The sequence below is a fragment of the Variovorax sp. W2I14 genome, from assembly GCF_050435205.1.
In the GTDB taxonomy this organism is placed as follows: domain Bacteria; phylum Pseudomonadota; class Gammaproteobacteria; order Burkholderiales; family Burkholderiaceae_C; genus Variovorax; species Variovorax paradoxus_C.
Genome location: NZ_JBNDJX010000001.1, coordinates 3,893,845 through 3,908,466 on the forward strand (window position 1 = coordinate 3,893,845; position 14,622 = coordinate 3,908,466).

Genomic DNA, 14,622 nt, shown 5'->3' on the forward strand with positions numbered 1-14,622 from the left:
AGCGCTCGCATCAGAGGGGACGACGGTCGAATGGAACGCCAAGGCCAGCGTCGAAAAGTCGACGTCTTCAAAGCTTCGCCATTGCACCGGATCGATCGGCCAAACCTCCGAAGCAGCGGGCGGCCAGCAACCTGTCATCGGTCCTACACGGAAACGTCATCGACGCTTTCTACGCTTGCGCGCTTCGCAACGTCTGGCCCTACTTCCATGTCTGCTTCCAACAATTCGCGCGGCCCTCGCGCGCCGCGCATTGCCGCACCCGCTGCGTCGAACACCGAACCCAACCTGGAATTGCACGCGTCCCCGCGCCGTCATGTGCTCAAGCTCGGTGCGTCTCTCTTGACCGTCGGTGGCAGCAGCGCCTTGCTGGCGGCGTGCGGTGGGGGCGGTAGCGGTGGCAGCGCAGGCCTGCCTGTGCTCGGGCCCTTGCCGGTCCCCGCGCCTGCACCCGCACCTCCGGCGCCCGCCACCGCGCCGCCGGCCGCGGCAAAGATCTCCAGCTTCGCGCTGGCCGTGATGCCCGACACGCAGTTCTATGCCCGCTACGCCACGACCGACGAGAGCGACCAGTACGACAAGCGCTTCGGCAGCGCGCCCTTCGCGGCGCAGACGAAATGGATCGCGGCCAACGCGAAAGCCCTGAACATCCCCTTCACCATTCACCTGGGCGACGTGGTCGACCAGGTCGGCAAGCCCGATCAGTGGAAGGTGGCCGATGCCGCCATGAAGGTGCTCGAAGACGCGAAGCTGCCCTACAGCGTGCTCGCCGGCAACCATGACGTGCTGTGGGATGTCGACTACGCCCTCAACCCCACCGACGGCACCGATGCCGGCCGCGATCCTGCCAAGGAGCCGTATCTGCAGTGGTTCGGCGCCGAGCGTGCGAAGAAGCAGGCCACCTTCGGTGCGCGCGATGCGAGCGGCTTCCACGAGTACCACGTGTTCGAGGCGCAGGGCCAGAAGTTCATGGTGCTGTCGCTGTCGTGGCGCATCTCCGACGCGGGCATCGCCTGGGCCCGCCAGGTGATCGCGAAGAATCCGACGCTGCCCGTGATCCTGGTGAACCACCAGTTGCTCAACATCGATGCCGACGGCACCAGCCTGCTGGAGACCGAGTACGGCAAGATGATCTGGGAGAAGCTCATCCGCGGCAACGACCAGATCTTCATGACGCTCAACGGCCATCACCACGGCGCCGCGCACCTCACGAAGACCAACGACTTCGGCCACAAGGTCGAGGAGATGGTGGTGGACTACCAGATGGCCTACCAGGGCGGCAACGGCCTCATGCGCCTCTATGAGTTCGACCTGACGAACAAGCAGATCAAGGTGCTGTCGTTCTCGCCGTGGGTGCCGCAGAAGCCGGCCGCCACGCTCAACAGCTTCGACCAGGCCGTGCTCACCACGCCCAACGAGGCCTTCGTCATCGACATGGATTTCGCGCAGCGCTTCGCCGGCTTCAACAAGAGCTTCGGCACGGGCAGCGCCACCATCGACAGCTCGCTGGTCGACCAGGCGCGCGCGATGATTCTCGCCAATTACACGGACCCGGCTACGGTGGCGCAGCGCCCCGCCACGGGCCCGGACGACTATCCGAAGGTGGCGAACACGCTGGCGCATTGGCGCTTCTTCGGCGGCGTGGTCAACCAGCCGGTGCTGCCGGGCACCGTGATCGCGGACGTCACGGGGACCAACCCGCTGCATCGCGATGCGCTGAACCAGGGTGGCGTGCTGGGCGCGGCGGATGGCGACATCGTGTGGACCGACGACCGCCACCACCTCTCGGCCGCGCCGGGTTCGGTGCGCTTTCTCAACACCAACAAGAACACGCCGCGCCTGAGCTACTTCCTGACCGACGCGGCGGCGCCGATCAATGCGCAGACGCTGGAGAGCGGCTACACCATCGAGGCCTTCGTCAAGATCGACAAGAGCTGGACCAGCGACAAACAGGCATGGATGAACATCATGACCCGCGATGGTCAACGCGGCGATCTCGCGGGCTTTCCGAAAGAGGATGACGTCGAATCACCGCCGATGCTGTTCGCCATCTCGAGCTTGCGCGAGGTGCAGTGGGAAGTGGTGCCGGTGCCGAGTCCGGGCGCTCCCCACACGTTCAAGACCAACTGGTCGGGCGAGGTGATGGCAGACAGCTGGGTGCACATCGCGATCGTGAACGATCCGGTGTCGCACGACACCACGATGTACGTCGAAGGCGCGCCGGTGTTGCGCAACGCCGCAGCCGCTCCGGGGCTTGCCACGCTCTCGGCCACTTCGCAGTGGGTGGTGGGCGGCGGCTCGTGGGAGGGTAAGCGCGCCGATGGCTTCTTCGGCAATATCGGCGAAGTGCGCGTGGTGGCGGGGGCGCTCGCGCCGGCGCAATGGCTGACGGCGCGCAAGGCCGGTTGACCTGACATTCGGCGCGGCCGGCTCTCTTGTCTCGGTTCAAGGCCGCGCGGGCATCACCCGCTGGCCTCGACCGCCTCCACCAGGTACCGCACGAAGGCCTTTGAGGCATCGGGCAGCGAGCGGCCCGCCATGGTCTCGATCTGCAGGTGCCGCTCGTTCATCTCGCGGTCTTTCAAAGGGATGGCCACCAGCGCCTTGCTCTGCAGCAAGGTGCGTATCGACAGCGCGCCATAGAACGCGATGCCGCCACCGGCCGCCGCAAAGCTCAGCAACGCATTCGCATGGTTGCTCGACATGGCCTGTGCATAGCGCAGGCCTTGCCGCGTACAGCTGGCGTCGAGCAAGCGGCGGATCGAGCTGTCTTCCTGCGGCAATCCCAGCGGATACGCCACCACCTGGCGCAGCGACAGCTGCCGCTGCGCGGCCAGCGGATGGCCCCTTGCCATCAAGGCCAGCACAGGACTCGGGTGCCGCAGTTCGATCTCGATGCCGGCTTCCGGCACGGCGCTCAGGGTGACGCCCACGTCGGCTTCGCCGTCGCGCACCCGCCTGGAAATATCGGCGAGCGAGCAGACCTCCAGGTGAAACCGGATGCCCTCGTGCTTGCGGCGGAAGTGCGCGATCAGCGTGGGAATGAAGTCGAAGGCAAAGCCCTCGGTGCTCGCCACGCGCACATGCCCGCTGCGCAGGCCGCGCAGGCTGGCAATGTCGTTCGCGACCCGCTCGATCTCCTGCTGCGCCCGCTTGGCATGCGCCGCCAGCAACTCGCCCGCGGCATTGGGCTCCATGCCGCGCGCATGGCGCTCGAAGAGCAGGGTGTCCAGTTCGCGTTCCAGCCGCGCCACCTGCCGGCTCACCGCCGAGGGCGCCACGTTGAGCTTGAGTGCGGCCTCCTTCACCGAGCCGGTTTTCACGACCTCGAGAAAGTAGCGCACGGCGGTCTCTTGCAAGGCACGAAGCTGCATGAATCTCTCCTCGGGCACAGGGCCAGGCAGGTGGCGTCGATTGCCGATTCGGCAACGAAGAATTCTAAACATTGCGCTTGTGACACCCGCATGACGCTCCTAGGATCAATCCGACCGCCCCTGAATACCCGCCGAAATCTCCAGGAGTTCACGATGAAGCATCTCCCGTTCATGACCCGCATGGCACTGCTGTGCGGCCTCGGCCTAGGCGCCCTGCCGCTGGCCGCACTGGCCACCGCCGCAGGGTTTCCCACGCACCCGGTCACGCTGGTCATTCCCTTTCCGCCGGGTGGTGCGACAGACGTCAACGGACGGGTGATCGCGCAGCGCCTTGGCAAGGAACTCGGGCAGCCCGTCGTCATCGAGAACCGCGCGGGTGCCGGCACGGTGGTTGGGGCCAGCTATGTGTCGAAGGCCGCGCCCGATGGCTACACGCTGCTGCTCAGTTCGGGCTCCACATTCACCGTCAACCCGGCGATCCGCCCCAACCTGCCCTACGACCCGGTGAAGAGCTTCGAGCCGATCGGCATTGCGGGGCGCGTCGCGCTGATCCTGCTGGCGAACAGCGAGGTGCCGGTGCAGACGGTCAAGCAGTTCGTGGACTACGTGAAGGCGTCGCCGGGCAAGTATGCGTACGGCTCCTACGGCACCGGCACCACCGCGCAGTTCGCCGGCGAGACCATGCTGCATGCGACGGGCCTGAAGATGACGCACGTGCCCTACAAGGGCAGCGCCCCCGCGATGACCGACCTGATGGGCGGCCAGATTCCGTTCAGCATCGACACGGTGAGTGCCGCGATCCCGCAACTCAAGAACGGCAAGATCAAGGCCATTGCGCTGACCACGGCAAAGCGCTCGGCGCTGCTGCCCGATGTGCCGACGTTCGCCGAGAGCGGCTATCCCGGCGTCGACATGGATTCATGGCTGCTCCTGGCAGCCCCGAAAGGCCTGCCCGCCGATGTGAAGGCCAAGCTCGAGAAGGCGCTGGCCGCGACCATTGCCGACCCCGACACGCGCGCCAAGCTCATGGGCCAGGGGCTGGAGCCGGCCTTCAGCGACGCCGCTGCGTCGAGCGAACTCATCAACCGGGAACTGCCCCTGATGCGCGCCGTTGCGGCGCGCGCGAACATCACCGCCGACTGATGAACCTGAACAACACATCCCCAACCGCCGGCTCGGAGCTCGTCGAGAAATCCGCCGTCGAACTGCGCCGGCTCATCGGCAGCAAAGTCATCTCGCCCGTCGATCTGCTGGAAGCGTGCATCGCGCGGATCGAGCGCGTGAACCCGTTCGTCAACGCGGTGACCGCCACCTGTTTCGAGCGCGCGCGCACCGAAGCCGCGGCGGCGGAAAGCGCCGTGATGCGCGGCGACACGCTCGGCCTGCTGCACGGCCTGCCGCTGGGCGTCAAGGACCTCGAGCCCACCGAAGGCCTGTTGACAACCTGGGGTTCGCCCATCTACCGCGACCACGTGCCCACGGAGGACATCGAACTGGTGGCGCGCCTGCGCCGCGCGGGCGCCATCGTGGCGGGCAAGACCAACGTGCCCGAGATGGGCGCGGGCGCCAACTCGCGAAACGACGTGTGGGGCGCCACGGGCAACCCCTTCAATCCCAACCTCAATGCCGGCGGCTCCTCCGGCGGCTCGGCGGCCGCGCTGGCCTGCGACATGCTGCCGGTGTGCACCGGCTCCGACACCGGCGGGTCGCTCCGCATTCCGGCGGCCAAGTGCGGCGTGGTGGGTTTCCGGCCCTCGCCGGGCATCGTGCCCAGCGTGCGCAAGCCCCTGGGCTGGACGCCCATCTCGGTCGTCGGGCCCATGGGCCGTACCGTGGAAGACGCGTGCCTGCAGATGGCCGCCTCCGCCGGCATGCATGCGGGCGATCCGCTGAGCTATCCGCTCGATCCGATGTCCTTCCTCGCGCCCGCGCAGGTCGACCTCGCCGGCCTGCGCGTCGCGTGGACCGAAGACTTCGGCACCTGCGCCGTGGACGACGGCATCCGCGCCACCTTCCGGCAAAAGATCAGCGCCATGCAGCACCTCTTTCGCCGCTGCGACAAGGTCGATTTCGACATGGGCGAGGCGCACCGCTGCTTCGACGTGCTGCGCGCGGAAGCCTTCGTGGCTGGCATGCAGACGGCCTACGAACGCGACCCCGACAGCCTGGGGCCCAACCCGCGCGCGAACTACGAGATGGGCGCGCGCATGAGCCTGCTCGACAGCGCCTGGGCGCAGGCCGAGCAGACGCGGCTCATCAAGCGTTTTCAGGCGACCTTCGCCGACTACGACCTGGTGCTGTCGCCCACCACGCCGGTGTCGCCCTTTCCATGGACGCAGCTGTACGCCGGCCACATCAATGGCGAGCAGCAAGCCAACTACTACCGCTGGCTCGCGCTCACCTATGTGGTCACGCTGACGACGCACCCGGCCATTTCACTGCCCTGCGGGCTCGACCACGCCGGCATGCCGTTCGGCCTGCAGATCGTGGGCGGCTTTAGGGCCGACCACCAGGTGCTGGGCGCGGCGCGGGCAATGGAAGAAGCCTTCTCGGCCCATGCGCAACTGCGCCGCCCGCGGCCCGACCTGGCTGCGCTGCGCGCGGCCGATCCCGCGCTGACCTCGATCGTCAAGACGCCGCCGGTGTTTCCGGGCGGCGGCAGGTCTGCTGCATCTGCTGCCAGTGCTGCTGTGTCCGTCGTCTGAAGACACGCGGCGGATTGGAGAAAGCAGGCCATTCAAGGACAAGGAGCCGAAGCAACACCCATGGTTTTCAGTGACGATAGTTCTGGATTCGCGTTCTCCTGTGAAGACGCGAAGATGTCCATCAGCGCCAACAGCTGGAGCAGGCGCCTCTCCCACATCGCGCGCATCGTCGGGCCCATCCTGATCATGACCGGCTCACTTCCGGAGCCGGACTACATCTCGCAGATATTGGGAAAGCGCCCACGGGACATCTTCATCATTGCCAACGCCGATGCGCACAAGGAGGCGAGCATGCTCAAGCGCCGCTTCCCCGATGTACGCATCGCCCTGCATCGCAACACCAATGCCAAGGCGGTGCTCGTGGCGCCGGACACGGTCTGGGTTTCCAGTACCGACTTCGGCAAGACGACGCAGATCGAATCGGCCATCGGACTGCATTCGAGGCTTGTCTTCGAGAGGACGCGGGAGTCCTTTTTCAACAAGCTGTGGTCGGAGGCCAGCGAAGTCGCGTGAGAAAGATGTCGGGCACCCGCTGCCGTTTTTTCTGGCGGTGCACGCGCCGACGATGGCGCTCCAGGGTTGCGGCCGAATTGCGATGCCGACTAGCATGGGCGTTCGTCCGCGGACTAGAGGTCACAGCATCGAGACAGTGACCTTCTCCGCAAAAAGCAGTCGCTTACGGAGGCGCCATGCCGACACTTCCCTATGCAATTCTCGAAGCCCCTTCCACGCTGGGCTTGGCAACGGACGGCGTGGAGCGCTTGCCCGACCGGCTCCTGGAGCTCGGTCTTGCAGAGCGCATCCATGCACGACGCGCCGGGCGGCTGGCAGTGCCGCCGAGGAACCCCGTGCCCGACCCCGACACCGGCATCCTGAATGCCAGTGCCATTGCGGCATGGTCACCCCGACTCGCCGACGCGATGGAAGCGGTGCTCGACGCGCGCGAATTCCCGATCGTGCTGGGCGGCGACTGCACCATCGTGCTGGGCTCGATGCTCGCGTTGCGACGGCGCGGCCGCTACGGCCTGTTCTTCATCGACGGCAACGCCGATTTCTTCCAGCCCGAAGCGGAACCCAATGGCGAGGGCGCATCGATGGACCTTGCGCTCGTCACCGGCTGCGGCCCGTCGCTCGTGACCGACATCGAAGGTCGCGGTCCTCTGGTCCGCCCCGAAGACGCTGTCGCGTTCGCGTATCGCGATCACAAGGATCAGCAGGAGTACGGAAGCCAGCCGCTTCCCAAAGAGCTCAAGGCGATCGACCTCCCCGCCGTACGCGCGATGGGCGTCGAGGCCTCCGCGCGCAAGGCGATCGACCACCTGACGCGAGAAGGGCTGGATGGCTTCTTCATCCACCTGGACGCCGATTGCCTGGACGACGCGCTCATGCCGGCCGTCGATTTCCGCGTGCCGGACGGGTTGTCGTGGGACGAACTGGGGACCGCGCTAAGGATTGCCTTGGCGAGCGGCAAGGCGGTCGGGCTCGAGATCACCATCTACAACCCGCGCCTTGATGAGGATGGCGAGGCCGGGCGTGGGTTGGCCGACGTGCTGGTTGCGGCGCTTGGAAGTTGAATTCCCGCGATCCCTGATCCCAGGCCGGGCGACATGAGCTCTTCCAGGAAGTTGGTTTGCTTCAGGTTTCCAAGTAATCCACCATCGGTGGCGACAGAGACGATCTACTCAGTCGAACTCGATAAGTCCTTGAAGCTCAGCTGAGCCGATTTTTTCCACGCGCCTGCACGAACGGTCCACCTTCCGAAAGCCCGGTCCTCAGGGACTCAAGCGGATTCCGAAGATGAAGCGCAGCAGCAGCTTTCGCCGGTCAGCCACATATAGATTCCGACGCGTTCCTCATGGGTTATGTGTCTGCACCGAGAAGCTACTTCCTCGATCTTGGACAGCACCTCACCGATAGGGGGATGTACTTTCCGTTCCATCGGAGGAACGGGCCATTCGGAGCCCGTGCCCACGGCCAGCCAGCGGGGATCGACATTGAAGTAATCCGCAATGGCAAACAGGCAAGTCGCTTCGACGCCCTTGTTCCGCCCCGAGAGCCAATGCGTAATCGCAGGCCGTGTAACGCCGCAATGACGTGCCAGTTCAGCTTTGCATCCTCTGCCTTCGGCAGCCACGAGATTTTTCAAGCGTTCTGAGAAGCCGCGGTCCATCGCAATCGCATCGACTTCGAAGTCGCCGGCCATATCAGTTCCCTCGAGGCGCATTGGCGTCAGCCCGAATCACACGTGCCCTGTCGGCGAGGCGCCTGAAAAGAAGTTGAGATCTTCGGCAGCTGGCACAGAGATAGAAGCGCATTCCGGGCAGCAGACGCATCCACATCTTTCGATGTATGCGCGTCAGCTTCCTAGCATCACACCCGCAACGGAAAAACAGGTGAAGCATGAGAGGCATTGGTTCTTTGTTGGAATCGGCTAACAGGAATGAATTGATCCGGTACCGGATTTACGGAAGGGCGCGCACGTGCGCAATCTCCGAAAAAAGATTTTGCTTTCGTCTGTTTGAGGTCAGGCGGATATCGCGCATCGGAAGTGACGAGCATCACTATTCATCGGAGATCGATTCATTGAATACGCAACGACACATGAGGTCATCACTGCAAGCGAAGAGGCATCTCGGTCGCCCGATTCACACGAAGCCGCACAAGGCGAGGCACCCGCTATCGCGAATCGCCGTTGGACGGTTCGTTCTTTGCGGACGGCAAGTTGCCAACGTCCGTCGACGCGAAATCGGGTGGCACATGAATGCCCTCCCCGTCCCGTCGGACGAGGCCGCGACTTTCCATATCGCGCATGGTCTTGTTGACCACTTCACGCGAGAGCCCGGAGTAGGAGGCAATCACCGCCTGCGTGATGCGCTTGTCGTACCCGCCTGAACCGACAGGTGCAAGCTGGGTCAACTCATGAAGCACACGGCCAACCAATGCCTCCGCGGACAGCGAAGAGACGCGTCGCAGTTGCCTGCGCAGCAGGCCCGTGCGCCGCAGCGTGAGATCGACCAGGCCGAGCGCCATTTCGGGATGCTTCGCGCAAAGCTCGCGCACCGCTGCTACCGGGACAAGGTACACCGACGAAGGCAGCGCGGCGATGAGCGTAGACGCGGCTTGATAGCCGTCTTCGCTGAGCAAAGGGCCGTGGAAAATGTCTCCCCGCCGGATGAAGTCGGTCGTGACGTCAGCGTTGCCGGCACTGCCGCGTGCCACGACCCGCAGCAACCCGCCGGTGACGCAGTACATGCGATCCGTCCATTCGTCGGACTCAAGCACCAGGTCATTGCGCCGGTAAGACCGAAACTCACTGCGCTGGATCAATGCCGTCCGGTCTGTTGTACTCAAGCTGCTAAGAAGTGGGTGCAGATACATGACAGAAGAGGGATACGGCTCGACTGCCGGATTGCTCGGCCGCTTGCGCCTGCTCACCGCCAAGCGCTTGCAGCGCATCGAATACAACATCACCGCTCCGCGCTCTCTGGTGAAGCCAGGCCTGGATCGATCGGCACTTCATTTCGGTCGATGCGCCGCGGCATCGCAGTTGTGGGCCCGGATCACCGTGAGGGCGGCTGTCGCGATGACACGCTCGTCTGCTGATCTGGCGCAAATGAAGATGCAGATGGCCGTCGACCTCGTTCCGAGGGATCGAGGCCGTCGACCATCTACTCCTTCGACGTTCCGGACGATAGCTTCCCACGCAGCGCGCACAACGAGTGTCATCCGTCGCCTTGCCGCGCGACGCCGCTGGCGCTCGGAACCTCATCGAACATGCGCTGCAGATTGCTCGGTTCCGCACGCAGCCGAAGCAAGCCCATGTGCAGGTCCAGCGATGTGGTCATGCCAGGCTGCGCTGCATCGAATTCAGTGGCGCAGCGGGTCTTGCGGGGCCTTCGGTACCGCGCATGTGATAGCCCTGGACCCATTGCACACCGGCGTCGAGTGCGACGCCCAGGTCATCTTCGCGTTCGACCCCGTCAACGACGACGTACGCTGCCAGGTGGCCGCAGAGCGTCAGCATGTCACGCAGACACTCGCCGCCCCATTCGCTCTCCCGTGCCCGACGAACGAACGATGCATCGAGTTTGATGATGTCAGGACGGCAGGCTTGAGCTGCGGCAAGGTTGCCGCGTCCGGCACCGAAATCCTTGATGGCGATCCGGCAGCCAAGCGACCGGAGCCTGGCGCAGAAGTCTCGTACGGGCTGCAGACTCGAGAACGCCATCGAGTCGGAAATCTCCACGGTCAGACGGGATGCCAGTTCGGGGGAAGACTTCAAAGTTGCCAGGACGGATCCCCACCAGTGATCGATCCGCGCGCTTTGCGCGAAGAGACTCACCCCGAGCTTGGCCAAGGGCTGATGCCGCAATGCGTCGATGACCTCGCGTACCACCAGCCTGTCGAACGCGCGAGTCAGGCCGAGGCGCTGCAAGCACGGCAGGAACACCTCCGGTGCGAGCGATGTCTGCTGACCTGGGCAAGGCAAGACCTCCGGGCGTGCTTCCCGGTAAAGCATCGATGCCGACGCGTAGGCGTTGACGACGGGTCGCCATGCGAATGTGAGACGCCCGGCATGCAGTGCTTCACTCAGCCGTACGGCCACATCCATGTCGGCGCGATAGCGTTGCCGCCAACCATCGGTGGGTTTTTCATGGAGATCGGGGAAGGGCTGGGCGGTCCACAGCGTGAGCTCTCTCTCCGAATCGCCCATCTGGTCCGGCGCTTGCACATCGATCCAGTTCACATGCAATCGCGCCAGCGCCGTGAACCCTCGGGCACATATGGGCTCACTCCCGAGGGCCGAAAGCAGTGATTCAAGCTGCTCACTGGTGGACTGCTCGGGCGCGGAGCAATCGTCTTTCATGAAGAAATCATTGCTCCACAACAAGAAGCAGTCATCGCGTAGACACGCAAGGTCGGCTTTGACCGACGTCGAGAAGCGAGCGCAAAGGCGCTGCCTGATTTCGCGACTCACGCGGCTCGCGAAGTCCAGGTCATATGCTTCGGCGAGTTGCGGAAGATTCTCTATAAGAACGAAGGCGCAAGCTCTCCGGATGGGCGCGCGGGGTCGAGGCTGCGCGACCTTCCGCAAGGAGCAATTCTTTGGTGCCTGGGCCGGCACGGCCGGCATGGCCGCCCGAAGGGGCACATCGGCGATCTGCGGGAGAGCGGACATAGGATCCTCAATGGAAGAATTCTTCACAGCTGGAGAACGCGAACTTCAGTTGATGGTTCTCCGCCCGCCCAATTGGGCGAACGGAGCTCGCGGCGCGATCAGACGCGGGAGTACCCTCCTGCCCCTCGCACCCGCACATCTGTTGAGGCCGAAACGGTCGAGAGAGGCACATGCGCAATCGACGGAGGGTTCTGCCTGCACGAGATCCGAATTCAGAAGGGCGCCGTCGCACTGCCCTCCAGACAGGCAGTACAGCCGATCGGCGGAACATCCTCGCAGCGAGCCCCTGCTGCCCGTGTTGTCGATGAAAGCTGGCTCCAAGGACCTCCACGCCGCGAACTCCGCAGGCAACCAACAAACAAATTGATACTACGGATTTCAGTAGGCTTTCGCATTCACTTTTGTTTCTTGAATGTGTCCCAGCTCACAACTGGAGGCGATGAACCTCCGGTTCCCGCTGCGTGACGAGGCAGTCGCCGCACCTGCCTCATGGCGCCGGCACGGCGCTTCATCCACGAAGGCGCCAAACGCCACGGGCAGAATCGCGCCCCATGAAATCGCTGCGCGCTCAACTGATCTTCTTCTGGGTGCTGCTGTTCGGCATGTGCATCGCACTGGCCGTGGTGATGCTCACCCTGTACCGCAGCAGCGCGGGCGCGCAGGTGGCGGCGGGGCGCGGCGCGACCGAACAGTCGTGCCGGGCCATCGCGGCGCGCTACGCGAAGTCGACCGCCGCACCCGCGCCCGTCCAGCCCCAGGTCGACCTGCTCCAGGTGCTGCTGCAACTGGTGCTGATCGAGACGCCGCACGTCGAAGGCGGCGTGTGGCAGGGCGCCGGCGGCCACCTGGCCTACGCCTACCCCACGTATGAAGGCAGCGGCGTCAAGCGCGACGTGCCCGCGGCCGAGCAGCCGCTCATCGTCGAGATGGCGCAGCTCGCCGCACGCACGCAGCAGCCGCAGACCGACGTGGTGCGCGGCAGCCGCGAAGCGCTCATCGTCTCGGCCTGCCCGCTGGCCGCGCCGGGCCACGACCTGGCCGCCTGGACCATGACGCGCACCAACGGCGGCGCGCTCGCCGCGCAAGGCAGCCTGCGCGCCGGCCTGGGCGTGCTGCTGTTGCTGGTGCTGGCCTCGGGCCTGTGGCTCGGGTTCATCCTGCTGCGGGGCCTGCGCCATGTGCAACGCCTGGAAAACCGGCTGGCCGAGGCCGATGCCGACGGCAGCGCCATGCCCGAGCTGCCGCGCACCGGCGTGCGCGAGCTCGATCGCATCGTGGACGGCTTCAACCGCTACCGCCTGCGCTTCGAAGAGGCCCAGGCGCATCTGCGCACCGCCGCTCAGCAGCGCGGCCGCGACCAGCGGCTGGCGGCGCTCGGGCGCATGACGGGCGGCATCGCGCACGAGATCCGCAATCCCATCGCCACCATGCGGCTGAGGGCCGAAAACGCGCTGGCCGCCGACCCCGAACGCCAGGGCGCCGCGCTGCAGGTCATCGTCGGCCAGATCGACCGGCTCGACGGCTTGGTGCGCAGCCTGCTGGCGCTGGTGCAGCCGCTGACGCTCGCGCCGGTAGACGTGGTGCTGCATCACTGGCTCGAGGAGCGGATCTCTGCCGTGGCGTCCAAGGCGGACGCGGCAGGCGTGCAGGTCACGCTGCAGCACGACATGCCCGCCAGCGCCTCGTTCGATCCGGTCCACCTCGCGCGCGCGGTCGACAACCTGCTCGACAACGCGGTTCGCCATGCGCCGCGCGGCGGCCATGTGGTGCTCTCGGCCTCGCTGCGCGAAGCGCGCACGCTGGCCATCCGCGTGGACGACGACGGCCCCGGCGTGCCCGCGCCGCTGCGGGCGAGCCTCTTCGAGCCTTTCGCCACCGGCCGCGCCGACGGCACCGGCCTGGGTCTGGCGCTGGCACGCGAGGTGGCACTGGCGCACGGCGGCGAGTTGCATCACGTGCCGCTCACACCGGGCACCCGCTTCGAACTGGAGCTTCCATGGCGCATCTCCTGATCGTCGACGACGACCACGCCTTTCGCGACACGCTGGCCGAGACGCTGCAGGGCCTCGGCCACGAGACGGTCGCGGTCGCGAGCGGCGCCGAGGGCGTCGAGACAGCCTCGCGCGAACGCTTCGACGCCGTGTTCCTCGACCACCGCATGCCCGGCATGGACGGGCTGCAAACGCTCGCCGCCCTGCAGGCGCGGCTGGCGCGGCTGCCGCCGGTGATCGTGCTCACCGCGTTCTCGAGCGCCGGCAACACCATCGAGGCGATGCGCCTGGGCGCCTTCGACCACCTGGCCAAGCCGATCAGCCGCGACGCGGTGCGCGAGGTGCTGGAACGCGCACTGCAGCAAAGCACGGCGGTCTCGCCTTCCGGTGCGGCCGATGGCGACGACGACGGCGACCTGATCGGCCCGAGCCACGCGATGCGCGAGGTGCACAAGCGCATCGGCCTGGCCGCCGCGAATTCGATGCCGGTGCTGGTACTCGGCGAAACGGGCACCGGCAAGGAAATGGTGGCGCGCGCGCTGCACCGCCACTCGGCACGCGCCGACCGGCCCTTCGTGGCCGTCAACTGCTCGGCCATTCCGAAGGAGTTGCTCGAAAGCGAACTCTTCGGCCATGTGCGCGGCGCGTTCACGGGTGCCACGGGCGAGCGCCCGGGATGCTTTCGCGCGGCCGACGGCGGCGTGCTGCTGCTCGACGAGATCGGCGACATGGCCCTGGATGTGCAGGCCAAGATCCTGCGCACGCTGCAGGAGGGCGAGGTCACGCCGCTGGGCAGCCACCGGACGGTGAAGGTCGATGTGCGGGTGATCGCCGCCACCCACCGCGACCTGTCGGCCGCCGTGCGCGAGGGGCACTTCCGGGAAGACCTGCTGTACCGGCTCGACGTGCTGTCGATCCGCATGCCGCCGCTGCGCGAGCGGCTGGCCGACATCATTCCGCTGGCGGAGCACTTCCTGCGCCGCGCCGCCGCGCCCGACGGCGGCGAACCGCCGAAGGCGCTGTCGGCCGATGCGGCGCAGCGGCTGCTGAGCCATGCGTGGCCGGGCAACGTGCGCGAGTTACGCAATGTGATGGAGCGCTGCCATGCGCTGGTGCGGCACCGCGTGATCGGCGGTGCCGACCTTGCCATTGCACTCGGTGCCGCGCCACGCGACGAAGCCGCCGACGCGCCGCCCGCGGACTGGCTCGACGGCGAACTGCCCGCCGCTGTCGAGAAGCTCGAGCGCCTCATGCTCGCCCGCGCCCTCGCACAGGCACAGGGCAACCGCGCGGAGGCGGCGCGGCGCCTGGGCATTCACCGGCAGTTGCTGTATCGCAAGCTGACGCAGTACGGGCTCGACTGACCCCTGTTCGTG

General features: G+C 66.0%; 12 protein-coding genes. 7 read left to right on the forward strand and 5 right to left on the reverse strand.

All coding sequences use genetic code 11. The features are described from left to right. The first annotated feature begins 207 nt into the window (after positions 1–207). Positions 208–2,406 (forward strand): LamG-like jellyroll fold domain-containing protein, encoded by a 2,199-nt coding sequence (locus tag QF040_RS18285; protein ID WP_429612238.1) that lies wholly within the window; start codon positions 208–210, stop codon positions 2,404–2,406. Between the two features lie 53 nt (positions 2,407–2,459). Here QF040_RS18285 and QF040_RS18290 read toward each other — a convergent pair whose 3' ends face one another. Beyond that, positions 2,460–3,371 carry a LysR family transcriptional regulator gene (locus QF040_RS18290; protein WP_429612239.1) on the reverse strand — a complete coding sequence of 304 codons (912 nt, stop codon included), beginning with the start codon at positions 3,369–3,371 and terminating at the stop codon, positions 2,460–2,462. A 153-nt stretch (positions 3,372–3,524) separates the two neighbouring features. Between QF040_RS18290 and QF040_RS18295 the strand changes: the two genes are divergently transcribed. The 4 genes from QF040_RS18295 to QF040_RS18310 all read left to right on the forward strand — a co-directional run bounded on the left by QF040_RS18295 (position 3,525) and on the right by QF040_RS18310 (position 7,650). Then, positions 3,525–4,514 carry a Bug family tripartite tricarboxylate transporter substrate binding protein gene (locus tag QF040_RS18295; RefSeq protein WP_429612240.1) on the forward strand — a complete coding sequence of 330 codons (990 nt, stop codon included), beginning with the start codon at positions 3,525–3,527 and terminating at the stop codon, positions 4,512–4,514. After that, positions 4,514–6,076, forward strand: a complete 1,563-nt coding sequence (locus QF040_RS18300) for an amidase (protein WP_429612241.1) — start codon at positions 4,514–4,516, stop codon at positions 6,074–6,076. Before QF040_RS18295 ends, QF040_RS18300 begins: the two co-directional genes overlap by 1 nt. Before the next feature lie 60 nt (positions 6,077–6,136). Further along, complete coding sequence (locus QF040_RS18305; protein ID WP_429612242.1) at positions 6,137–6,589, forward strand: hypothetical protein; 453 nt, start codon at positions 6,137–6,139, stop codon at positions 6,587–6,589. A 176-nt stretch (positions 6,590–6,765) separates the two neighbouring features. Continuing rightward, positions 6,766–7,650: an arginase family protein gene (locus QF040_RS18310; RefSeq protein ID WP_429612243.1), complete on the forward strand. Its 885-nt coding sequence runs from the start codon at positions 6,766–6,768 to the stop codon at positions 7,648–7,650. 206 nt (positions 7,651–7,856) lie between these two features. On the opposite strand, the gene QF040_RS18315 is transcribed toward QF040_RS18310, so the two are convergent. From QF040_RS18315 to QF040_RS18330, 4 genes are all read right to left on the reverse strand, one after another. Next, positions 7,857–8,279 (reverse strand): helix-turn-helix domain-containing protein, encoded by a 423-nt coding sequence (locus QF040_RS18315; protein WP_429612244.1) that lies wholly within the window; start codon positions 8,277–8,279, stop codon positions 7,857–7,859. Between the two features lie 473 nt (positions 8,280–8,752). After that, entirely contained in the window at positions 8,753–9,544 is a 792-nt protein-coding gene (locus tag QF040_RS18320; RefSeq protein WP_429612245.1) for a Crp/Fnr family transcriptional regulator, read from the reverse strand. A 254-nt stretch (positions 9,545–9,798) separates the two neighbouring features. Then, positions 9,799–9,921, reverse strand: a complete 123-nt coding sequence (locus QF040_RS18325; protein WP_429612246.1) for a hypothetical protein — start codon at positions 9,919–9,921, stop codon at positions 9,799–9,801. Continuing rightward, complete coding sequence (locus tag QF040_RS18330; RefSeq protein WP_429612247.1) at positions 9,918–11,054, reverse strand: EAL domain-containing protein; 1,137 nt, start codon at positions 11,052–11,054, stop codon at positions 9,918–9,920. Before QF040_RS18330 ends, QF040_RS18325 begins: the two co-directional genes overlap by 4 nt. A gap of 752 nt (positions 11,055–11,806) precedes the next feature. On the opposite strand from QF040_RS18330, the gene QF040_RS18335 reads away from it, so the two are divergent. Then, positions 11,807–13,267 carry a sensor histidine kinase gene (locus tag QF040_RS18335; protein ID WP_429612248.1) on the forward strand — a complete coding sequence of 487 codons (1,461 nt, stop codon included), beginning with the start codon at positions 11,807–11,809 and terminating at the stop codon, positions 13,265–13,267. Beyond that, entirely contained in the window at positions 13,252–14,610 is a 1,359-nt protein-coding gene (locus tag QF040_RS18340) for a sigma-54-dependent transcriptional regulator (RefSeq protein WP_429612249.1), read from the forward strand. Before QF040_RS18335 ends, QF040_RS18340 begins: the two co-directional genes overlap by 16 nt. Positions 14,611–14,622: the final 12 nt, after the last annotated feature.